Consider the following 23,843-nt stretch of genomic DNA (forward strand, 5'->3'; position numbering starts at 1 on the left):
TTTATATTTTTAAACATGTTTAAAAAAGATCCGTTTCAAATTATTACGTTTCAAAGTTATGGAAGTGACACGCATTTTTATCTGCGCGGTAGAGCTCTTGAAGACGAATCTATAAACCTAGAAGATAAAGGTTGGTTTAAACTTTTAGTAAACACCTATAAACGGTTTGAAAGTGATGAAATTAAAAATGTTGACATAAATTTAAAGTTGCCCAACGGGACAATTTTAAAAACTAAAACGGACAATAAGGGGTATTTTAAATGCGAAAAACAACTAGAAGGTTTAGGTGCCTTAGCTAATAATGAAGGTTGGTTACCGATAGTTGCATCTTTTAGTGATGTAAATTTGAAGCGAAACATAACCAATAATAATATATTTCCAGCTGAAATTTTAATTCCATGTGAAGAATCAGAATTCGGCGTCATTAGTGATATAGATGATACTATTTTGCATACTGGTGTGGTTTCACTTTTTAAATGGCGCGTCATATTTAATACGGCCTTTAAAGGTGCCTTTAGTCGGATTCCTTTTGAAGGAGCAGCCAAATTCTACCATAAATTGCATCGGGGCAAATCAGGGCAAAACGCAAACCCTTTATTTTATGTTAGTCACAGTCCTTGGAACCTTTATCGGTATTTAAAGTATTTTCTAAAAACGAATGATTTTCCAAAAGGACCCATTTTATTGCGTAGTGTTAATGGGGTTTTTCACAAGAAAAGTCAAGATGAAAAGCCGCAGAAGCAGAATGAAATTATGCATATTCTAGAGGCTTATCCGAATTTGAATTTCATTCTAATTGGTGATTGTAGTGAATATGATGCGGATATTTATATGGAAGTATCAGAAAGCTACCCGAACCGTATTTTGGCTATTTACCTACGAATCGTTAATCATAAAAAGAAAATGTTACGTATCAAAGCCTTGTTTGAAAACTATAAAACAACACCTGCGTTATTAGTTGAAAGTAGCGATCAAGCTATTATTCATGCAAGAGAACGTGGCTTTATAAAATAAACCCTAAAAAAGGCCGTGAATTTGTGCTTCAATTTTATTGATAATAGTCCCTAAATCTTCTGGTTTTGCCACAAAATCCATATTATCTACATCTATTATTAATAAGTTGCCCTTATCATAACCATGAATCCAAGCTTCATAGCGTTCATTTAAGCGACTTAAATAATCAATACTAATCGTGTTTTCATAATCGCGACCACGTTTGTGAATTTGACTCACTAAATTCGGGATAGAGCTACGTAAGTAAATCAATAAATCGGGACCTTGAACAAAGGATTCCATTAAATCAAATAACGAGCGGTAATTTTCAAAATCTCTATTTGTCATTAACCCCATGGCATGTAAGTTGGGAGCAAAAATATGCGCATCTTCATAAATGGTACGGTCTTGAATAATATCCTTACCACTTTCTCTAATCTGATTTACTTGACGAAAACGGCTATTTAAGAAATAGACTTGTAGGTTGAAACTCCAACGTTCCATTTGGTTGTAAAAATCGTCTAAATATGGATTGTCTACAACATCTTCAAGTTGCGGTTCCCATTTATAATGTTTGGCTAATAATTTGGTAAGTGTAGTTTTTCCTGCACCAATATTTCCGGCTACTGCAACATGCATACGTTTTAATTTTTAAGTTGGAATTCATGAAGAATTTTCGAATCGTAAATATACATCGTTTCACCCGTTACTAAAAACTGATTTATTAACAAATTTGGTAAAGCAATTGGTGTAATTTCTTGTGTTTTATCATTTAAAAAATAAAGGTTATTTCCCTTCTGAAGAATAATATCATCATTCCGTTCTGTGAGCTTGGTATAACCGGTATTTTTAATTTTAAAAAGTAAACTACCAAAATAACTGTATTTATAAATGTAATTCTCCGTTAACAACCACGCGTAATTGTAATTACTTGTAAAAGACAATGCATTAGAAACAACAGGGATAGTAGTGGCTCTCACGGATTTTGCTTTGTAATCATACAACTCCAATTGCTGGTTATCTTGATTGAAAATCCATATGGTATTGTCATTTCCTAAAGACACAAAACTAGCATTTTTGTATGGTTGAACTGTATTAAAATCTATCCTTAAAATTTCTGACAATCGATTATCTAAAATAATTACAGTATTGAAATCTTTGTAAAAGGCAATTAATTTTAGCGGGTTAAAAACATCAACAGAGGTTAATCTTCCTAATTGAACATTGCTATAATTAATGGTTTTGTCAGCAGTTTTTTTATAGAAAACATTATTGATCTCATAATATTTAGTGCCAAAATTATCAACACCTATTATGGTTTCAACCTCTATGGGGAATTTAGACTTCCTAAACGTAGAGATACTATCTTGTGCAAACACAGATAGGGACAAAAAACTAATTATAAAGGTGAGTAGTTTCATGAAGCATGAAAAGTACAAAATTCAAACCAAACTATATATTTTAGTTCGGGATTAGCTGGAATTTCTTTTTAAGAAAACTTTAACAATTTAAGGCTTTACGTTTTAACCTTATTTAAGTCTAACTAGTATCAATTAAGATTATTTATAAAAATCATATAAAATATTCCAAATGAATCAATTCTACAAATTACTTGCAATTTTGTGCCTAACCTTATCAATATCTACTTACAATTACGCGCAACAGGACTTTCAGGGTCAGGCTTATTACCAAACTAAAACCACTATGGATTTAGATAATTGGGGTGGGCGCCAAATGAGCGAACAACAAAAAAAGCAAATCATGGAACGTATGAAAACCATGCTTGAAAAAACCTATGTGTTGACATTTTCTCAAACAGAATCTACCTATAAAGAAGAAGAAAAGTTAGAAGCGCCAGGAAGTGGAAGAGGTTTTGGAATGATGAGTAGTTTTACAGGTGGTTCTCAATACAAAAACATTAAAGACAAGCAAATGATTCAGGAACAAGAATTTTTTGGAAAACAGTTCTTAATTGTAGACGAAATAACAGAATTGGATTGGGAATTAAGCGGTGAAACCCGGCAAATAGGTCAGTACATGTGCTTTAAAGCAACGGCTGTAAAAAAAGTTGATGAATTTGATTGGACTAGTATGAGAAGAAGGTCCAGAGATGATGATAAAAAAGAAGACAAAGAAAAAAGTCAGGACTCTGTTAAAACCGAAACGGATTCTACAGCTACGGATTCTACCAGTAAAGACTTCATGGCAGATATAGAAGTGCCAAAAGAAATTACGGTTACGGCTTGGTACACACCTCAAATACCAGTAAGTAATGGACCTGGTGAATATGGCGGTCTGCCAGGGCTTATTTTAGAAATTAATGCAGATAGAACGACTATGTTATGCTCTAAAATTGTTTTAAACCCTTCAGAAAAAGAGACTATTAAAAAACCAACAAAAGGAAAAGAAGTGACGCGTAAGGAGTACAATGCCATTATGAAACAAAAAATGGAAGAAATGCGTGAAATGTATGGTGGTAGAGGCGGCCGAGGCGGCGGTCGTGGACGTTAATTACAAATTATAGTCTGCCATTTTAATTGATTTTTTCTTTATTGAAAATTATCAATTCACATTTATATTACAATTTCAAGGCCCCAATTACAACAGGTGCCCTCGTGCTGTTGTTAGGCTTAATAGCATCCCTAAACAATCAAGAAAAAAAATCAATAAACCAATCACCAAATAAATGAAACATGTAATTACGGCAATATTGCTACTAGTAGTATCTGCCACGTTTTCCCAAGTAAAAATTGAAGGTATTGTAAAAGACAGTATCGGTAATCCACTGGAACTCGCCAATGTCATTGCTATAAACCAGCAAACAAGTAAATTGGAATCCTATGGAATTACTAACGATCAAGGGCGATATAAACTGACTTTAGAAAAAAATACAGATTATAAAGTTCAAGTGAGTTATATTGGAATGAAAACATCCGATGCATCCATTTCAACCAAAGAAGCTGATATTTCAAGAGATTTCACACTAGAGAATGATAATGCTTTAGATGAAATTGAATTGATTTACGAAATGCCCGTAACCGTTAAAGGCGATACGCTTATTTATAATGCCGATTCGTTTAATAAAGGAACCGAACGGAAACTAGAAGATGTCCTTAAAAATTTGCCAGGTGTTGAAATAAATGCGGATGGTCAAATTGAAGTAGAAGGCAAGGTCGTATCCAAAGTGATGGTGGAAGGTAAAGACTTTTTTGATGGCGATTCTAAATTAGCCACCAAAAACATTCCGGCCAATGCCGTAGATAAAGTTCAAGTTCTTAAAAATCATGCCGAAGTTGGCCAATTAAGTGGGGTTCAAAACAATCAAGATAATATTGCTATTAATATTAAACTGAAAGAAGGAAAAGACGCCTTTTGGTTCGGAACTGTTACAGCAGGAGCTGGAGTAGCAGATGATAATGGCTTGTATTTAGCGCAGCCAAAATTGTTTTATTACAGCCCAAAATACAGTGTTAATGTTATTGGAGATATCAACAATATTGGTGAACTAGCCTTTACGCGTCGTGATTATTTTAATTTTGCAGGTGGTTTTAATCGACCTAGTCAAACGAGTGGTACCAATTTAAATTTAAGCGACAATGGTTTAGACTTTTTATCCCTTCAAAATAATCGAGCCAAAGAAATAAATGCCCGTTTTGGTGCTGCAAATTTTAGTTATTCTCCGAATGATAAATTAGATTTAAGCGGATTTGGAATTTATACGGGAAATAAAATTCGATTACAGGAAAACAGTAATGTCATTTATAATGATCCAGAACTAGGAATTCCTGATGAAAGCACTGAAAGTAATACCACACAACGTAGTGATTTGGGGATGTTGAAATTAAGTGCTAAATACAAACCGAATGCTAGTAACCAATTGGATTATGAAATTTTAGGACGTATGTCTCAAGAAACACAAGAGCAAAATGTGTTTTCTACCGTTATTGGAGGAATTGCTCAAAATGAAGAGACAAACCCATTTAGTCTTAATCAGAATTTAAATTACTATTACACCTTAAATGAAAATAATATTTTTGCTTTTGAAGCCACTCACCTTTTAAAAGACGAAGACCCATTTTATAATGCACTTTTAGCCAACGATCCAACAAATAATGCCGATATGCCAAACGATCCTTATGATGATACGGCTGAAGATTTAGGGATGGATCAAAATCAATTTATTTACGATTTATCTCAAAACAAACGCGTTAAATCCAATCAATTGGATGCCAAGTTAGATTACTGGAACGTGCTAAACAATAAGAGTAATATAAACGTAACTTTTGGAACTATTTTAAGTAATCAGAAGTTTAATTCTGATATATTTCAAACACTAGATGATGGATCTATCTTCAATAATCAACCTGTAAATTATAATCCCGAGAATGATATTAACTATACCTTCACCGATTTGTATGTTGGTTTACATTACCAATTAAAAGCCGGAATTTTCACATTCACTCCTGGTTTATCGGCTCACGCTTATAGTGCCAAGAATGAACAATTTGGTGTGGAATACAAAGATAATTTCTTCAGAGTTTTACCAGATTTTAACACGCGTATTCAATTTAAAAAGAGTGAAACCTTAACGTTTAACTACCGTATGCAAACGCAGTTTACAGACGTTAATCAATTAGCTGAAGGATTGGTGTTAAATAGATACAATTCATTCTTTACGGGTAATCAAGAATTAGAAAGTTCATTGGCTCATAATTTAAGCTTAATGTATTTTAGTTTTAACATGTTCAATTATACCAATGTATTTGCTCGTGTGAATTACACAAAAAATATTGATAGAATTAGAACCGCTTCCCAGTTTCAATCTGGTAGTGTAATTAATGTTGGAACACCTTTTAACTCTAATTTTGCTGACGAAAGCTTTTCAGCTAATGGTCGTTTTCAACGTGCTTTTGGAAAACTTCGTGCAACTGCACAAGCTAATTTTAGTTATGCTAAGTTTAATCAGTTTATTTCCACTAGAGATAATCCAGGCGAGCTTACCCGTTCGGTTAATGAAAACTACAACCAATCATACACAGCGTCTTTACGGTCAAATTACCGGGAAGCACCAAATTTTGAAGTAAGCTATACCTACGGAATTCAAGATAACGACCAAGGTACGAGACGAACCAAGTTTTATACCAATGCGCCAAAATTAGAGTTTGATGCCTTAATTTGGAAAGCCTTTACCTTAAAATCCAGTTACGAGTATAACGTGTTAAGTGATGAAGCTGGTAAAATTAATAGTTTTGATTTCTGGGATGCATCATTAGCCTACCGAAAAGATGCAGATGCCAAATGGGAATTTGAAATGAAGGCAACTAACTTGCTAAATACCAAATCGCAAAGCCAAACAAATGCAGGTTCTTTATCTGTAAGCACTAACGATTATTATATTCAACCGCGCTTTGTAACATTGCGCGTTATATACAACTTATAATTAATCAGCACAACACAATTAATTAGGCTGTCTGACAAGTTATTATTCTGATATTTAGAATAAAAATTCACTTTTCAGGCAGCTTTCTTTTTTGGGTATTTCACTTCTGTTTTTCCAGCTTATTATACGGTCTGTCTCATAGAAATGTTGTATTTTGATAGGTCACAATTTATTAACTAAAATTAGAATTATGAGAAACATTTTTAAACACGGTTTGGCTACTTTAGTTATGGTTTCCGTAGGTTTTATTCATGCACAAAATACGGATGCTGTTGTTGAAAGTATTATAAAAGAAGCTACTGAAAATTCACAATTAGAACGTTTAGCACACGAAATGTTAGATGTAATTGGTCCGCGTTTAGTGGGAACACCACAAATGAAACAGGCCAATGATTGGGCTGTTGCTCAATATGGGAAATGGGATATTTCAGCTAGAAATGAAAAATGGGGAGAATGGCGTGCATGGGATCGTGGTATCACACATATTGATATGGTGCACCCAAGAATCCAATCGTTAGATGGTATGCAATTAGCTTGGAGTCCAAGCACGGGATCCAAAGGAGTTACAGCAGAAGTAATAATACTCCCAACGGTTAAAGATTCTTTGGAGTTTAATAATTGGATGAAAAGTGTAAAAGGCAAATTCGTTATGACATCTATGTATCAAACTACGGGGCGTCCAGATTATAACTGGGAAGAGTTCGCAACAGACGAATCATTCGAAAAAATGAAAAAAGAACGCGATTCGCTCTCAACAGAATGGTATGCCAACTTGAAGAGAATGGGTTATAATTCAAGAAATATTAATCAAGCATTAGAAACGGCTGGAGCAGCCGGAATTATTACGTCCTACTGGTCTAAAGCATTTGGTTCTAACAAAATTTTTAGCGCAAGAACTGAAAAAATTCCAACCGTAGATATTGAGCTGGAAGATTATACCATGTTATATCGTTTAGCAAAATACGGTAGTAAACCACGTGTGAAAATTGTAGCGGAATCTAAAGATTTAGGTGTAGCTACAAATTATAATACTATAGCTGAAATAAAAGGTTCTGAAAAACCAGACGAGTATGTTATTATGTCAGCCCATTTCGATTCTTGGGATGGTGGAACTGGAGCTACCGATAATGGTACTGGAACATTAGTTATGATGGAAGCTATGCGCATTCTAAAAAAGGTATATCCAAAACCAAAACGTACTATTTTAGTTGGTCATTGGGGAAGTGAGGAGCAAGGTTTAAATGGGTCTCGGGCTTTTGTGGAGGACCATCCTGAAATTGTGAAAAACATTCAAGCCGTATTTAATCAAGATAACGGAACAGGTCGTGTTGTGAATCTTTCTGGTGCTGGTTTTTTGCATGCTTATGAGTATTTATCACGTTGGTTAGAGCCAGTTCCAAACGATATTTCAAAGCATATTGAAACTAATTTTCCAGGTTCGCCTAGTGGAGGTGGATCAGATAATGCATCGTTTTTAGCCGCTGGCGCGCCATCATTTAACTTGAGCTCATTAAGTTGGTCTTACTGGAATTATACATGGCATACAAATAGAGATACCTATGACAAAATTGTCTTTGATGACGTAAGAAGTAATGCTATTTTAACGGCTATTTTAGTTTATATGGCTTGCGAAGATCCAAATAGAGCATCTTCCGAAAAAATAATACTACCTGTTAACTCGAGAACAGGTGAGCAACGTACTTGGCCAGAGCCACGTTCACCACAGCGCAAAGGCGGTCTTAATGATTAATTAAACGCCGAGTTTAAAACAATTTTCCTCTTAATGTATTAAGGAAGATTGTAACAAGAACTCATAATGAATAACTAATGGATTCATTATGAGTTTTTTGTGTTTTAATGTGGACATTAGAGAAAAAAAGGAGCCGTTTTTTGCAAAAAGAAATAAAAACTATAATATATTTACGCTCGGTTTTGGGGAGATACTCAAGCGGCCAACGAGGGCAGACTGTAAATCTGCTGACTACGTCTTCGCAGGTTCGAATCCTGCTCTCCCCACTTTAACTCGAAAAATCCACACGGCCGTGTGGATTTTTTTGTGTTATAAAATGCGCGTGAGTTTACTCACAAGCGTATTTTATAACACAAAAAAATAAACTGCTTTTGCAGTTTGATTTTTCAATTTCCAAAAGAGTTAAGCAGGATCAGCGCAGCTAATCCTGTAATGTAACGCTTACTTTTCTGTTTTGTGTCTTTTTATGTTTTCAAGGAGTGGCTTTCAGGATCAGCGTAGCTAGTCCTGTAATTTAAGGTTTGATTTTTTTTATTATCAGAACCAAACCTTCAAGATCAGCGCAGCTAATCCTGCCTTTTATATAAAAGTTTTAATTAAAATCTGCCCAATTATCTAAATCTAATGTCCAATCATAATCGCCGTAATCTATCGAGAATTTTTCAGTGGTCGCTAATATAGCATAAGATTTCAGTATATCTTTTATGTCATTTTTAGAGCCAAAATCGCCTCGAAACCATTTAAACAAAGGTGAAATGGTTACAATTTTCTTTTCGTTATCATAGGTGGTTGTTTTTATTAAATAATTTCTAGAGCTCATATCAAACTGTGCTTCTAGCTTATCTGGCGTATAAATAGCGACAGGTGGACAATTTTTAGCACCACAATTTAAAACAAAATGAATTCTGAAATCGCGTTCGTCAACACGCAATGTGCGCTCAAATTTATTAGGAAACCATTTTCTAATTTTACCCAGTCCTAATTTCCATTGCGATTTTCTAATTATACCATGTTCAATTTTGTCAAAAGACACCATGTTGCCAGCAATAGCAATTTGTTTTTTCTTGAAAAAAGCACCTCGATCCTCAAACAATTCTGGTTTATCGGTTAATATAATTTGAATATAGGCATTGTATATATTCACCCAAAACGCTAGTTTTTCAGTATCCGTTTTTAATGCTGTGCTTAACGTTTCTAATGAGGTATTCTTTAAAATACCCTGAATGTCCTGTGTGTTTTGTCCACTTTTTATTTTTGTCAACAGTTGTTCGGAAAGCGCATTAAAGTTCGTTGGTTCACTTGTATCTGTTTGTGCTTCGCCCTGAACAGAGATTAATAGAACGGAAAGAAATAGGATGACTTGTTTTAAAATTGTTGTTTTCATGAATTTGTTTTTACGATGGGATTTTAGCTGCAAAAGTAAGTTAGTTATAAATCCACATCCTATAAATTTACGTATATTTCTTATATATGGTTTTAGTTAAAAGTATTTCAGTGATTATTCCGGCGCATAACGAACGAGATAACTTATTCGTTTTAGTACCACATTTAGTAGCTATTTCTCAAGGATTTAATGTTGAAATTATTATCGCCTTATCAGCGGAATCCCAGAGTATAAGTGCTAAAGATTTTCGGTGGAATGAGGTTTCTATACTTAGGTGTGCAAAAAAAGGTCGCGCCGTTCAAATGAATCAAGCAGCTAAAAGTGCTATGGGAGATATTCTAGTTTTCCTTCATGCAGATGTTTTACCGCCATTAAGTTTTTTTAAGAATATTCAAGAAACAGTTGCATCAGGTATGGATGCTGGTTTTTTCTCTTATACATTTGATTCGGATAATTTCTGGTTGAAAATAAATGCGCATTTCACCAAAACTGACGGCATATTTACTGGGGGTGGTGATCAATGTTTATTTATTAAAAAGTGCGTTTTTGAAATTTTAGGTACTTTTGATGAAGATCAAGTTCTAATGGAAGATTTCGAGTTTTTTAAACGAATGAAGAAGGCCAAAACACCCTACACCATTGTAAATAACGACTTAATTGTTTCGGCGAGAAAGTATCAAAACAATTCTTACCTAAAAGTTAACTTGTGTAATTTATTAATGGTTGTTTTATTCAAATGTGGCTATAAGCCCGAAAAATTAAAAACCTTATACGGCCGTATGCTTAAAACGACTTAACACAAAAAAAGCCTCACAAAAAAATGTAAGGCTTTTAGAGATTTTTAAGGGTGATATTATAGGTCGAATGCGGCTTTTACTTTATCCACATAGTCTAATTTTTCCCATGTAAATAATTCAACATCCAAGGTAATGGATTCACCATTTAATTGTTCAAATGTCTTGGTAATAGTTTCGTTCTTTCGTCCCATATGCCCATAGGCAGCCGTTTCACTATACATAGGTTGGCGTAATTTCAATCTGCTTTCAATAGCAAATGGTCTCATATCAAAAATTTCAGTCACTTTCTGTGCTATTTCACCATCTGTTAAATTAAACGGACAGGTTCCATATGTGTCAATATAAATAGAGGTTGGTTTTACCACACCAATAGCATAACTAACTTGTACTAAAATTTCATCTGCAATACCAGCGGCAACCAAGTTTTTGGCAATGTGTCGTGTTGCATAAGCAGCACTTCTATCTACCTTACTTGGGTCTTTGCCTGAAAACGCACCACCACCATGGGCACCTTTTCCTCCATAGGTATCCACAATAATTTTACGACCCGTTAAACCGGTGTCACCATGTGGTCCTCCAATAACAAACTTCCCTGTTGGGTTGATATGATAGGTGATATCGTCATTAAATAATTCCTGAATATGCTCCGGAAGTTTTACAACCACGCGTGGAATTAGTACCTCTTTAATGTCCTTGTTTATTCGTGCTATCATTTCCTCTTCAGCTGCATTTTTATCTTCAGCAGATTTGGATTTTGGTAATACAAATTCATCGTGTTGTGTTGAAATGACAATAGCTTCAATACGTTGTGGTACATTGTCATCACTATACTCTATAGTTACCTGACTTTTAGAGTCAGGACGTAAATAGGTGATGTCTTTTTCTTCACGACGTAATTCTGCTAATTCTAATAACAATCTGTGCGATAAATCTAAAGCCAATGGCATATAGTTTTCGGTTTCGCTTGTCGCATAACCGAACATCATACCTTGATCTCCTGCACCTTGTTCTTCTTTACTCGCGCGATCTACACCTCGATTAATGTCTTCTGACTGTTCATGAATGGCAGAAAACACACCACACGAACTACCATCAAACATATACGCGCCTTTGGTGTATCCAATTTTATTAATGGTATCACGTGCAATTTTCTGAACGTCTAGGTAGGTGTTGGATTTTACTTCGCCTGCTAAAACAACTTGCCCCGTTGTTACTAATGTTTCACAGGCTACCTTTGATTCGGGATCAAAAGCTAAAAAATTATCAATTAATGCGTCACTTATCTGGTCGGCAACTTTATCTGGATGTCCTTCAGAAACACTTTCCGAAGTAAATAAATATGGCATAGTTTCACTTATTTATGCGTTAAACACTGTGAAAAATTATGTGATTGCTGTGGCCTGCTAGAGTAGTAGAATTGAACTGCTTTAGCATTTTTTTATGAGGTTGCAATCAGACAAATTTTTCCTCTTAATTATTACGCTGCAAAAATAAGAAATTTAAATGGAACAAAATTTTTTTAGACTTTTTTTCACATTTAATTTGGTTATTATGAATTTGTATTGCAATATTTGTGCTCACAAAGTTCAAAAACTTACTGAAATGTTATCAAGAAAGGTGGAGGGATTAGACCCGTTGAAGCCTTAGCAACCCTTAGTTCTATACTATGAAGGTGCTAAATTCTACTTAATTTTCGATTCATTTATCGAAATATTGGATAGATAACTCAAACGAAATTACTCATCTGTGATTTCAATTTTCTTTTTAACATTTTTCTAATAGGTACGCTTCTAACGAGGCTTATTTGACTTTTGGTTTAATTTATTAATTCAAAAAAACTAGAAAAATGAGTATTCAAAATTTCGCAACAAAAGCGTTGCATGCTGGACATGATGTTCAGCAACATGGAGGAACCAAAGCCGTTCCTATTTATCAAACGACATCTTATGTTTTTAACAATTCAGAACATGCAGCTAATCTTTTTTCATTAAAAGAATTAGGGTTTATTTATACTCGTTTAAATAACCCTACGAATCAAATCCTACAAGATCGTTTGGCTGCCGTAGAAGGTGGTGTTGGCGCTGTGGTTTTCGCGTCGGGAACATCAGCAATTTCTACAGGGCTATTAACCCTTTTAAAAGCTGGAGATCATATTGTAGCTTCAAGTAGTTTGTATGGTGGCACATTTAATTTGCTAAATGTTACTTTACCAAGATTAGGGATTACAACCACTTTTGTAAATGCTGATAATCCCGACAACTTTGCAGCAGCCGTGCAAGATAATACAAGAGTTTTCTTTGTTGAGTCTTTAGGGAACCCAAAGCTTGATGTTTTAGATTTAAATGCTATTTCCGTACATGCAAAAGCAGCTGAAGTTCCTTTTATTGTTGACAATACTGTGGCAACTTCCGTATTAGTAAAACCCATAGAGCATGGTGCAGATATTGTTATTCATTCCCTTACAAAATACATTGGTGGTCAAGGAACTTCCCTAGGAGGCGCCATAATTGATGCGGGCACTTTTAATTGGGCAAATGGAAAATTCCCTGAATTTACAGAGCCTTCAGCAGGATATCATGGTTTAAAGTATTATGAAACTCTAGGAGCTGCTTCCTATACTTTTAAATTAATTTTAGAAGGTTTGCGTGATTTTGGTGGTGCATTAAGTCCAACCAATGCTTTTAATATTATTCAAGGTTTGGAAACATTGCCCATAAGAATTAAACAACATTCTCAAAATGCATTAGCATTGGCTAAATGGTTAGAAGACCAAGAAGAAGTAAGTTGGGTAAATTACCCAGGTTTAGAAAGTAGTAAATACAAATCTTTGGCAGATAAATATTTGCCAAACGGACAGAGTGGTTTAGTGACTTTTGGTGTTAAGGGCGGATTTGAGTCGGCAAAAACTATTGCAGACAACACGAAATTATTTTCATTATTAGCCAATATTGGAGATACAAAATCATTGATAATTCACCCAGCGAGTACAACCCATCAGCAATTAGATGCAGCGCAACAAGCAAAGGCAGGCGTAAGTCAAGATTTAATTAGGTTGTCAGTTGGTATTGAAGATCTAGAGGATTTAAAAGAAGATTTAAAAGCTGCTTTTAAAATAATTAACGAAGCCGTTTTACAAGATTAATTAAATTTTTATAGATACTAATTATGAGCGATTTAATATTTAAAGTACACGGAGAAAGTGCTTCTCCTGCGAAATTCATTGCCAAAACAAGGAATTTTAGACTAATAATAGACGAGCCAGAAGATTTAGGTGGTACCGATGAAAATGCCAATCCTGTTGAATATGTTTTAGCGGGTTTAGCTGGATGTGTAAACGTAGTTGGACACTTGGTGGCTAAAGAATTAGGGTTTACAATTAATACCTTAAAAATAGAAGTTGAAGGAAGTATAAATCCGAATAAACTTTTTGGAAGGTCTAATGCTGAAAGAGCAGGATTTAAACAAATTAGTTTAAAGCTAATTCCAGATACAGAAGCGCCCATTGAAACATTGGTAACTTGGTTGAAAATAGTTCAAGAGCGCTGTCCTGTTAAGGATAATTTATTGAACGCGACGCCAGTAAGTCTGGAGGTTGAAAAACAATATACCATTTAAAGCATGTCAAAATTAGAACACATCCAAATTCCACATTTCAAATTAGAGATTGGTAAGACAGTTACTTTAAAATTGTCTTACCAATTATTTGGAAAACCATTAGGGTCAGCCCCAATTGTGCTTGTTAACCATGCGCTTACGGGAAATAGTAATGTGTCTGGAGCCGATGGTTGGTGGAAAGATCTTATTGGAACAGCTAGAGTTATCGATACGCAGGTATATACGGTTTTAGCGTTTAATATTCCGGGTAATGGTTATGATAATTTTATCATTGAAGACTATAAGAGTTTTGTTGCCAAAGATATTGCAGCACTATTTTTAGTGGGGTTAAAAGCACTTAAAATCCATAAGTTATTTGCCATTATTGGCGGCTCTTTAGGTGGTGGTATTGCTTGGGAAATGTTAGTACTGAAACCAGATTTAGCATCACATTTTATTCCAATAGCTACCGATTGGAAAGCAACGGACTGGCTTATTGCCAATTGTCAAATCCAAGAACAGTTTTTAGTTAATTCTAGCAATCCGGTACACGATGCGCGCATGCATGCCATGTTATGCTATAGAACGCCAGCCTCATTTAAGGAGCGGTTTCAGCGAACTAAAAATACCGATTTACAGATGTTTAATGTCGAAAGTTGGTTGTTGCACCACGGTAAAAAATTGCAAGAACGCTATCAGCTGGCATCTTATAAATTAATGAACCAATTACTAAAAACAATTGATGTTACTAAAGGAGGTGAGTATAGTTTAAAAATTTTAGATGGCATTCAGGCCAATATCTATATTATAGGTGTCAATTCGGATTTGTTTTTTACAGCTGAAGAAAACCGCGAAACACAAAAATATCTAGCCTTAACACATCCTAATGTGACTTATAATGAAATCCATTCCATTCACGGACACGATGCGTTTTTAATAGAGTTCGAACAATTAGAAAAAAATTATTTCAGGAATTTTTAAACCTGAAACAAAAAGAAATAGAATGAAAATATTAAAATTTGGAGGGAAATCTTTAGCAAATGGCAACGGATTAGAAACCGTGCTTTCCATTATTGAAGCTAAAGTAAAAAACAAGCAGAATATAGCCGTTGTTGTTTCTGCTAGAGGAAATGCCACCAACCAATTAGAAGTTATTCTAGAAAAAGCAGCTGCCAAACAAATATATAAACCAGAATTGGAAGCATTTAAGAGCTACCAAATGGAACCTTTAAAGTCTATTGATTTTTCTGAAGAATTTTCCAAAATAGATACACTTTTAGAAGGCGTTAGCCTACTTGAAGATTATAGCGAAAAAATTAAGGATGAGGTATTAGCACATGGTGAATTACTCGCAACAAAAATTGTTACACAATTATTACAGGAGCGACACATAAAAGCACATGCAACAGACGCTAGAACTTTAATAAAAACCGATGCTAACTTTGGGGATGCGCAGCCTATTTTAGCTGTTTCTGAACAAAATGTAAAAGCGCATTTTGAAAAATATAATGGTGATACTGTTCATATTGTTTCCGGGTTTATTGCTTCCAATTTAAAAAATCAAACAACTACTTTAGGTCGGAACGGTAGTAATTATACAGCGTCCTTACTCGCTAATTATTTAGATGCCGAGGAATTAGAAAGCTACACACATGTAAATGGAATTTATACGGCTAATCCTGAATTAGTCGCCGATGCTAAAACAATTCGTCAATTATCTTATGAAGAGGCGAATGAGCTTGCCACGTTTGGAGCCACAATTTTGCATGCGAAAACAATTGTTCCTTTAATTGAAAAAAACATCAATCTTCGAATTTTAAATACGTTTAATTCGGAAGGCCAAGGAACTTTAATAACATCAAAATCAACAGTGGATGGCATTAAATCGCTTTCAGTTTTAGATCATGTGTCTTTAATAAATTTTGAAGGCCGAGGACTTTTGGGAAAAGTAGGTGTGGATGCTAGAATATTTAAAACCTTAAGTACACATCGTATTAGCGTCAGTATTATTGCTCAAGGCTCGTCAGAACGTGGGATTGGTTTTATTGTTTCCGCAAATAGAGCAAAAGATGCGGTTGTTGCTTTGGAACATGAGTTTGAGCATGAATTTCAAACGAATGACGTGCATAAAATTTCAATTATAGACGATGTTTCCGTTATTTCAATTATTGGATTGGATTTAAGTAAATTTCATCAACCCTATAATGCGCTTATAAAAAACCAAATTGTGCCTTTATTATTCAACAATACCATTTCTGGTAAAAATGTGAGTTTGGTGGTTAAAAAAAATCAATTGCATAAAGCTTTAAATGTTATTCACGGGCAGGTATTTGGCGTAGCAAAAAAAATAAATATCGCCATCTTCGGTAAAGGCTTGGTTGGAGGAACACTTATTGAACAACTATTAGAAAATACAGCGTCTATTTTAAAGCGAAGGAACATTCAGTTAAAGATATTTGCCATTGCAAACTCAAAACAAGTGCTGTTGAATGCTTCAGGAATTAGTGGAAATTGGAAACAAGATTTAGAGTCTGAAGGTCTTACTAGTACACAGGTAGAAACCATTATTGATTACGCGAAAAAACATCATTTAGAAAATTTAATTGCCGTAGATAATACAGCAAATACTGATTTTATTGATAATTACATCCCATTAGTGGAGGCTGGTTTCGATTTGGTGTCTTCTAATAAAATTGCCAATACGGTTTCTCATAATTTCTATAAAACCTTAAGAGCTAAATTAGCCGAAAACAAAAAAGAATATCTATATGAAACTAATGTAGGTGCAGGATTGCCTTTAATAGATACCATTAAATTATTACATGAATCTGGTGAAAACATTACAAGAATAAGAGGTGTTTTTTCTGGTTCCTTAAGTTATTTGTTCAATACATTTTCATCTGAAAGTAGACCTTTTTCAGAAATTCTTCAGGAAGCCATTGGTGAAGGATACACGGAGCCAGATCCAAGAGAAGATTTATGTGGAAATGATGTGGCTAGAAAGTTATTAATCCTAGCTCGTGAGTTGGATTTAGAAAATGAATTTGAAGATATTCAAATAGAGAACTTAATTCCTCAAGAATTTAGGGATATTCCTGCTTCTCAATTTTTAGGAAATTTGGATGCTTTAAATACAGTTTTTCAAAATAAAAAAGAGTCACAAAAATCAGATCACGTCTTAAGATATATTGGTGATTTGTCGGGAGATTTATTTAAAAGTAAAGGGCAGCTAGACGTGCAATTGGTTTCTGTGCCAAAAATTTCACCTTTGGGAGCATTAAAAGGTTCGGATGCTATTTTCGAAATATTCACCGAGTCATATGGCGAAAGGCCTCTAGTTATTCAAGGTGCTGGTGCTGGAAAGGCAGTTACGGCTAGAGGTGTCTTTGGAGACATTTTACGATTGGCTAAAAACAGCAACTAACAGAATTGAATTAATTACCAAAAAGGGAAATTAAACTGATTTTTTAATTAATAAGTCAAATTTATAAGCAGAAAAAATAATGTGTATTAATATGATTAAGAATCCTTATTTTTGACGAAACATGACGTATTTATGAAAATATCAAAATTAGCCGAAGGTTTAAAAGGTTCGGAGATTATTAAAATTGCTGGTGAAGTCAATGCTTTAAAAGCACAAGGGGAAGTGGTTTACAATCAAACTATTGGCGATTTTGATTCAGGTATTTTTCCCATTCCTGATGAATTGAAAGCTGAAATTATTACGGCCTACAATGATAACCAAACCAATTATCCGCAGGCCAATGGAATGGAAGCCTTGCGTTTTAGCGTTTCTGACTACTTATCAAGAAATTTAAAATTAGACTATTCAAAAGATGAAATCTTAATTTCAGGAGGAGCAAGACCTTTAATCTACGCAGTTTATCAAACTATTTTAGATTTGGAGGATACCGTTTTGTATCCTGTGCCTTCTTGGAATAATGATGCCTATTCCTATTTAGCTCGTAATAAAGCTGTGGTTGTCGAAACCAAGGTTGAAAATAATTTTATGCCAACAGTTTCTGATATAAAACCGCATATTCAACAGGTTAATTTAATTGCTTTATGTTCGCCTTTAAATCCTACAGGAACAACGTTTACTAAAGAAGCGCTTTTAGAAATTTCAGAACTCGTTATTGAAGAAAACAAACGTCGAGCCAGCCAGGATGAAAAACCGCTTTACATATTATACGACCAAATTTACTGGCAGTTAACTTATGGCGAAACTATACATTACAACCCAGTAGAATTGGTGCCTGCCATGCGGGATTTTACCATTTTTATTGATGGAATTTCTAAAGCATTTGCGGCAACAGGTGTCCGTGTTGGTTGGGCTTTTGGTCCTGTCCATGTTATTAATAAAATGAAAGCCTTATTGAGCCATATTGGTGCTTGGGCACCCAAAGCAGAACAATTGGCAACGGCCTCGTATTTAAATCAGACGGAAGTAGTTCAAGATTATTTAACACATATTAAAACCGAATTGAACGATAGATTAATTTCCTACTACCAAGGTTTTAAAGCACTACAAACTAAAGGGTTTCCTGTGCGTGCCATTCAACCCGAAGCTGCTTTGTATTTAACGGTTCAGTTTGATTTAATAGGAAAAACAACGCAAGAAGGGACAACCCTTAAAAGCATTCAAGAAGTAACAAGTTTTCTACTGCATGAAGCAAAATTAGCTATTGTCCCTTTTTATGCTTTTGGGACTTCTACAGATTCCAATTGGTTTAGATTATCAGTAGGAACAGCGAGAAAAGAAGATATTGAAACGGTTTTTGAACTGCTAGAAAATGCACTTCAGAAATTAAAATAAGATGCTTTTAAGAAATTACATACATTTGCGCCACAAGTTTTAGAATGAAGCACCTGTTTACTTTTTTATGTTGTATTGGTTTTGCTGCGCTTTTTGCACAAGATAAACCGACGAATTCCTATTTCGACTTAAATTATTTTAAAGGAAATATAGCCCTTCATAATAATGATATTTTACACCTTATTAAAGGACATCCGGAAGGTTTTATATTAAGTTGGAATAAAAAAACTTTTGGAAACGAAGATTGGGAACAGCGCTATGGCTATCCAGATTATGGTGTGTCATTTGCTTACCAAGATTTAAAGAATGATGTTTTAGGAACTAACTATTCGCTTTATGCGCATTATAATTTCTACTTTTTAAAACGGAATTTAATGTTGCGCATTGGGCAAGGTTTAGGCTATACAACCAATCCGTATGATAAAGTGGAGAACCCTAGAAACAATGCCTTTGGAACATCCCTTTTAAGTAGCACCTATTTGTTGTTGAATTACAAGCGCGAACGGATTTTTGATAAGTTTGGTCTTCAAGCTGGATTTAGCTTAATTCACTATTCCAACGCAAACGTGAAAGCGCCCAATACCAGTGTTAACTCCATTACATTTAATCTAGGTGTTACTTATAATTTAGATGAAGAAGATTCTGAATACCAATACACCATTACCAAAGAAAAATTTACGGAACGCATTAAGTATAACATTGCTTTTAGAAGCGGAATTAATGAAAGTGATGTAGTAGGAAGTGGTCAATTTCCATTTTACATTGTTTCGGCTTATGCTGATAAACGTTTAGGACATAAAAGTGCCATTCAGTTTGGTGCAGATGTGTTTTTTTCCAAATTTCTAGAGGAATTAATTTATTATAAATCCGTTTCATTTCCTGAAGAGAATGTTACAGGTGATGAAGATTGGAAGCGGGTTGGATTATTTGTAGGTCACGAATTATTTATTAATAAAATGTCCATTGAAACCCAATTGGGCTATTATGTGTATTATCCGTATGATTTTGAAGGACAAACCTATATTCGTATTGGATTGAAACGCTATTTTGGCAAAAAATGGTTTGGCGCATTAACCTTAAAATCTCATGGTGCTAAAGCCGAAGCTGTTGAATTTGGTGTCGGAATCCGATTGTAATTTATGATTAAAAAACTCACATATCTCGTTGTATTATTTGCACTTTTCTCATGCAGTAGTGAAGATGCAAACGATTGTTTTCAAAACACAGGAACAACGATCCAGCAAACAGTGTTTGTTTCAGATTTTGAACGCATTTTAGTTAATCGTGATGTGGAACTTATTTTAAACGAAGCTCCAGATTTTTCCGTAATTATTGAAACGGGTGAAAATTTATTAAACGATGTGGAAGCAATTGTTGTTGGTAATCAACTACAATTAACCGACAATAACACCTGTAATATGGTTCGAGATTATGGTACAACTAAAATTTATGTGTCGGCTCCAAATATTAAGGAAATTAGAAATTCCTCACAGTTTGATGTATCATCAAATGGGGTATTGAATTATCCTGAATTAAAACTTATTTCTGAAAATTTTAAAGAACCCGATGCGTTTACTATAGGTAATTTCAGAATGACGCTAAACACCACAGATTTAATAGTGACGTCCAATAACTTATCCTCCTTTTATATATCTGGAACCGCTGAAGATGTTATTATTGGATTCTATTCTGGAATAGGCCGTTTTGAAGGTCGCGATTTAATGGCTCAAAAAATGCGTGTATATCATCGTGGTAGTAACGATATTATTGTGAATCCTATACAAGAACTTAAAGGTGATTTGTATGGAACAGGAAATCTTATTTCCGTAAATACGCCGCCAACGCTTGAAGTTACACAACATTATCAGGGTCGTCTTATTTTGGAGTAGTATTATTTAGTGGCTGTTAACTCCCGAAACAAACTTTCCAAACTCGCATTTTTCTGATTTAATTGCAGAATTTTCAATTCGTTATCATGAGCAAAATCAAACACATGAGAACGCATATCTTCAGCGGTTGCAAAAGTAATTTCATAAATAAAATCATGCACATTCACAACGTCTTTTACATGCGGTAATTTCTCTAGAAAAACGGTTTCTACACGATAATCAAATTCCACGATTACTATCTGTTCTTTATCGTCGCGCAGTTCTTTTAATGTTTTATTTGCTACAATTTCACCTTTATTGATAATAATAACGCGGTCGCACATGGCTTCCACTTCTTGCATAATATGTGTAGACAAGAACACCGTTTTTTCCTTACCTAAGGATTTAATTAAATTCCGAATATCCACCAATTGGTTTGGATCCAGACCCGTTGTAGGTTCATCTAAAATCAACACATCCGGATTGTGTAATAAGGCATTTGCTAAACCCACACGTTGCCTATATCCTTTGGAAAGTTGACCAATTTTTTTATGGGCTTCAGGCGTTAATCCTGTTAATTCAACTACGTCTTGAATACGCTTTTTATCCACACCGTAGACTGATGCATTAAATGCCAAATATTCCTTCACATATTGGTCCAAATACAACGGATTGTGCTCAGGTAAATACCCAACACTTTGCTGAACGTTTTGTTTTTCAGAATTAACATCAAAACCATTTACTTTGGCGTGGCCTTCCGAGGCCTCAATAAAGGTGGTTAAAATTTTCATCATGGTAGATTTTCCAGCGCCATTTGGGCCAAGAAAACCCACGATTTCCGATTTATTAACTTTAAAAGAAACTTGATTTAACGCTTTTTGAGAGCCGTATAATTTGCTGATGTTTTCAACTTCAATAGACATAAAGTAATTACGTTTTTTCAAAAATAACATATAAATATGAAATGGAACGTACAACGAAAACCTTATATTCTTAAAATAAATAAAAAAGATTTTGTTTTTTCATTTTATTAACTACTTTAGCCTTTCGAATTATGAACACAAGTACGAATAACACATATTACAATTGGTATTATTTCTTTTTTAACAAAAGGAACGAGACGCTGTATGTGTAATTTTTAATCATAAAATTAAACTATTTAAAGTCTCGATGTTAATCGGGACTTTTTTTGTTTATACTAGTTTGGTTTTGAAATGTAATAAAGAAAACAACATGACAAAGGCAGTAGCCATACAAGGAATACAAGGGTCATTTCATCATATTGTTGCACAGCAATATTTTGGAGATTCAGTCCTATTATTGGAGTGTTTATCATTTGATGAAGCTGTAAACTCCTTATTAAACAAGAAAACAGATGCCGTTGTTATGGCGCTTGAAAACTCTATTGCGGGATCTATTATTCCCAATTATGCATTAATTGATACGCATGATTTACATATTGTAGGCGAGCAGTATTTGGATATTCAACACCATTTAATGGCTTTGCCAAAACAAGAAATTCAGGATATTAAAGAGGTGTATTCGCATCCTATGGCTTTGTTGCAGTGTAAAGCATTTTTTAAAACACATCCACATATAAAGTTAATTGAAGATAAAGATACAGCTGAAGTGGCTCAACGCATTCAAACGCAGCAATTAAAAGGTGTTGCAGCTATTGCAAGTCAATTAGCAGCCGATTTATTCAAGTTAGAAATTTTAGCTAAAAGCATTCAAACCATTCAGCGTAACGAAACTCGTTTTGTGATTGTAAAACGTGATAATGCAGACTTTTCGAATGAAGAAACCAATAAAGCGTCTTTAAAATTCGAATTAGAACACAAACGTGGCAGTTTAGCAACTATTTTAAATGTGATGAGCGATTGCCAATTAAATTTAACCAAAATACAATCGCTTCCAAAAATTGAAACTCCTTGGAAGTATGCTTTTTTTGTGGATGTCACTTTTGATTCCTATAGCAATTTTCAAAAAGCAAGCTCAATACTAGAAATTATGGCCCAAGACTTCAAAATCTTAGGACAATACAAACACGCAAAATAATGATTGAATTAGCCAATCGCTTACAAACTGTAGAGGAATACTACTTTTCAAAAAAACTACGAGAAGTGGCATTACTCATGGCAAACGGAAAGCCTATAATTAATTTAGGTATCGGAAGTCCGGATTTAAATCCACCACAAAAAGTGATAAATACTTTAACGGATAGTTTTAAACATCCTAAAGCTAATCAATATCAAAGCTATCAAGGGTTGCCAGAATTTCGTGAAGCCATTGTGTCTTTTTACAGAGATCAGTATGATGTGTATTTAAGTCCTTCCACAGAAGTCCTTCCATTAATGGGAAGTAAAGAAGGTATCATGCATATTTCTATGGCATTTTTAAACCCGGGAGATCAAGTATTGATTCCTAATCCAGGTTATCCAACCTATACATCGGTCACTAAATTAGTAGGAGCGAAACCTGTTTTTTACGATTTAACGGAATCTTCAAATTGGCTTATAGATATTGAGGCGTTGGAAGAACAGGATTTATCTAAAGTAAAAATTATGTGGGTTAATTATCCCCACATGCCAACAGGAACGAATGCAAGTGATGCTTTTTTTACGCGACTTATTGCATTTGCCAAACGGCATACTATTTTAATAATTAATGATAATCCATACAGTTTTGTTTTAAACAAGGAACCAAAAAGTATGCTTCAAATTGCAGGCGCTAAAGACGTGTGTTTGGAGTTAAACTCGTTGAGCAAAACCTTTAATATGTCTGGTTGGCGCGTAGGAATGGTGCTTGGAAGAGCAGAATATATAAACGCTATTTTAAAGGTGAAAAGTAATATGGATTCTGGTATGTTATTTGGCATTCAGAAAGCAGCTATTCAAGCTTTAAATTGCTCTAAATTATGGCATGTAAGTCTGAATCAGGTTTATGAAGAACGACGGCAACTTATTTGGAAATTGGCTGATGCACTAAATTGTACCTATAATAAAAACACGAGTGGCATGTTTGTTTGGGCCAAATTACCACCTTTTATGAAATCGGAAGAGTTTGTAGATTTATTATTAAAAGAGAAAAACATTTTTATAGCACCAGGAACCGTTTTTGGAAGTAATGGTGAAGGTTATGTGCGTTTTTCATTATGTGCAAGTACCGAAATAATTGAAGAAGCGTTAGCTAGAATTTAAT

19 protein-coding genes, 1 tRNA gene and 1 riboswitch are annotated in these 23,843 nt (G+C 34.5%); of the genes, 15 read left to right on the forward strand and 5 right to left on the reverse strand.

All coding sequences use genetic code 11. The features are described from left to right. Positions 1-15: 15 nt before the first annotated feature. Positions 16-1,014, forward strand: a complete 999-nt coding sequence (locus GMA17_RS00105) for an App1 family protein (RefSeq protein ID WP_248397767.1) — start codon at positions 16-18, stop codon at positions 1,012-1,014. 3 nt (positions 1,015-1,017) lie between these two features. Here GMA17_RS00105 and GMA17_RS00110 read toward each other — a convergent pair whose 3' ends face one another. Together GMA17_RS00110 and GMA17_RS00115 are read right to left on the reverse strand one after the other, a co-directional pair. Further along, entirely contained in the window at positions 1,018-1,632 is a 615-nt protein-coding gene (locus GMA17_RS00110; RefSeq protein WP_248397769.1) for a deoxynucleoside kinase, read from the reverse strand. A 5-nt stretch (positions 1,633-1,637) separates the two neighbouring features. Then, positions 1,638-2,414 (reverse strand): hypothetical protein, encoded by a 777-nt coding sequence (locus tag GMA17_RS00115; protein ID WP_248397771.1) that lies wholly within the window; start codon positions 2,412-2,414, stop codon positions 1,638-1,640. Between the two features lie 169 nt (positions 2,415-2,583). Here GMA17_RS00115 and GMA17_RS00120 point away from each other — a divergent pair, with 169 nt between their 5' ends. The 4 genes from GMA17_RS00120 (at position 2,584) to GMA17_RS00135 (ending at position 8,449) form a co-directional block, all read left to right on the forward strand. Further along, on the forward strand, positions 2,584-3,504 hold the full coding sequence (locus GMA17_RS00120; protein ID WP_248397773.1) for a GLPGLI family protein: 921 nt from the start codon (positions 2,584-2,586) through the stop codon (positions 3,502-3,504). A 175-nt stretch (positions 3,505-3,679) separates the two neighbouring features. Then, the gene (locus tag GMA17_RS00125; protein ID WP_248397775.1) at positions 3,680-6,433 is read left to right on the forward strand and encodes a TonB-dependent receptor; all 2,754 of its coding nucleotides are present in this window, start codon (positions 3,680-3,682) and stop codon (positions 6,431-6,433) included. Positions 6,434-6,662: 229 nt separating this feature from the next. Continuing rightward, a complete protein-coding gene (locus tag GMA17_RS00130; RefSeq protein ID WP_371922441.1) occupies positions 6,663-8,183 on the forward strand; it encodes a M20/M25/M40 family metallo-hydrolase in 1,521 nt (506 codons plus the stop codon). 184 nt (positions 8,184-8,367) lie between these two features. Further along, a tRNA-Tyr gene (locus tag GMA17_RS00135) sits at positions 8,368-8,449 on the forward strand. 326 nt (positions 8,450-8,775) lie between these two features. Here the strand turns inward: GMA17_RS00135 and GMA17_RS00140 are convergent. Beyond that, the gene (locus GMA17_RS00140) at positions 8,776-9,567 is read right to left on the reverse strand and encodes a DUF547 domain-containing protein (protein WP_248397779.1); all 792 of its coding nucleotides are present in this window, start codon (positions 9,565-9,567) and stop codon (positions 8,776-8,778) included. An 86-nt stretch (positions 9,568-9,653) separates the two neighbouring features. Between GMA17_RS00140 and GMA17_RS00145 the strand changes: the two genes are divergently transcribed. Then, complete coding sequence (locus tag GMA17_RS00145) at positions 9,654-10,364, forward strand: glycosyltransferase (RefSeq protein WP_248397781.1); 711 nt, start codon at positions 9,654-9,656, stop codon at positions 10,362-10,364. Positions 10,365-10,420: 56 nt separating this feature from the next. Here the strand turns inward: GMA17_RS00145 and metK are convergent, their stop codons facing one another. Continuing rightward, the gene (metK, locus tag GMA17_RS00150) at positions 10,421-11,710 is read right to left on the reverse strand and encodes a methionine adenosyltransferase (protein WP_248397783.1); all 1,290 of its coding nucleotides are present in this window, start codon (positions 11,708-11,710) and stop codon (positions 10,421-10,423) included. A 256-nt stretch (positions 11,711-11,966) separates the two neighbouring features. Next, a riboswitch (SAM riboswitch) is annotated at positions 11,967-12,092 on the forward strand. 118 nt (positions 12,093-12,210) lie between these two features. On the opposite strand from metK, the gene GMA17_RS00155 reads away from it, so the two are divergent. The 7 genes from GMA17_RS00155 to GMA17_RS00180 all read left to right on the forward strand — a co-directional run bounded on the left by GMA17_RS00155 (position 12,211) and on the right by GMA17_RS00180 (position 20,663). Continuing rightward, entirely contained in the window at positions 12,211-13,506 is a 1,296-nt protein-coding gene (locus tag GMA17_RS00155; RefSeq protein WP_248397785.1) for an O-acetylhomoserine aminocarboxypropyltransferase/cysteine synthase family protein, read from the forward strand. A 23-nt stretch (positions 13,507-13,529) separates the two neighbouring features. Next, entirely contained in the window at positions 13,530-13,979 is a 450-nt protein-coding gene (locus tag GMA17_RS00160) for an OsmC family protein (RefSeq protein ID WP_248397787.1), read from the forward strand. A 3-nt stretch (positions 13,980-13,982) separates the two neighbouring features. Continuing rightward, entirely contained in the window at positions 13,983-14,939 is a 957-nt protein-coding gene (locus GMA17_RS15450) for an alpha/beta fold hydrolase (protein ID WP_371922398.1), read from the forward strand. A 22-nt stretch (positions 14,940-14,961) separates the two neighbouring features. Then, the gene (thrA, locus tag GMA17_RS00165; RefSeq protein ID WP_371922399.1) at positions 14,962-17,382 is read left to right on the forward strand and encodes a bifunctional aspartate kinase/homoserine dehydrogenase I; all 2,421 of its coding nucleotides are present in this window, start codon (positions 14,962-14,964) and stop codon (positions 17,380-17,382) included. Between the two features lie 132 nt (positions 17,383-17,514). After that, entirely contained in the window at positions 17,515-18,774 is a 1,260-nt protein-coding gene (locus GMA17_RS00170; RefSeq protein ID WP_248397789.1) for a pyridoxal phosphate-dependent aminotransferase, read from the forward strand. A 44-nt stretch (positions 18,775-18,818) separates the two neighbouring features. Next, positions 18,819-19,910 carry an acyloxyacyl hydrolase gene (locus GMA17_RS00175; protein WP_248397791.1) on the forward strand — a complete coding sequence of 364 codons (1,092 nt, stop codon included), beginning with the start codon at positions 18,819-18,821 and terminating at the stop codon, positions 19,908-19,910. A 3-nt stretch (positions 19,911-19,913) separates the two neighbouring features. After that, positions 19,914-20,663 (forward strand): head GIN domain-containing protein, encoded by a 750-nt coding sequence (locus GMA17_RS00180; RefSeq protein WP_248397793.1) that lies wholly within the window; start codon positions 19,914-19,916, stop codon positions 20,661-20,663. A 2-nt stretch (positions 20,664-20,665) separates the two neighbouring features. Here GMA17_RS00180 and gldA read toward each other — a convergent pair whose 3' ends face one another. Then, positions 20,666-21,565, reverse strand: coding sequence for a gliding motility-associated ABC transporter ATP-binding subunit GldA (gene gldA, locus GMA17_RS00185; RefSeq protein WP_248397796.1), 900 nt, complete (start codon positions 21,563-21,565; stop codon positions 20,666-20,668). Positions 21,566-21,875: 310 nt separating this feature from the next. On the opposite strand from gldA, the gene GMA17_RS00190 reads away from it, so the two are divergent. Together GMA17_RS00190 and GMA17_RS00195 are read left to right on the forward strand one after the other, a co-directional pair. Continuing rightward, entirely contained in the window at positions 21,876-22,700 is an 825-nt protein-coding gene (locus GMA17_RS00190; RefSeq protein ID WP_248397798.1) for a prephenate dehydratase, read from the forward strand. Next, on the forward strand, positions 22,700-23,842 hold the full coding sequence (locus GMA17_RS00195; RefSeq protein ID WP_248397800.1) for a pyridoxal phosphate-dependent aminotransferase: 1,143 nt from the start codon (positions 22,700-22,702) through the stop codon (positions 23,840-23,842). The genes GMA17_RS00190 and GMA17_RS00195 overlap by 1 nt, the downstream gene beginning before the upstream one ends. The last annotated feature ends 1 nt before the right edge of the window (position 23,843 follow it).

The organism is Bizionia sp. M204 (assembly GCF_023205095.1).
Classification (GTDB): Bacteria; Bacteroidota; Bacteroidia; order Flavobacteriales; family Flavobacteriaceae; genus Algorimicrobium; species Algorimicrobium hallyeonense.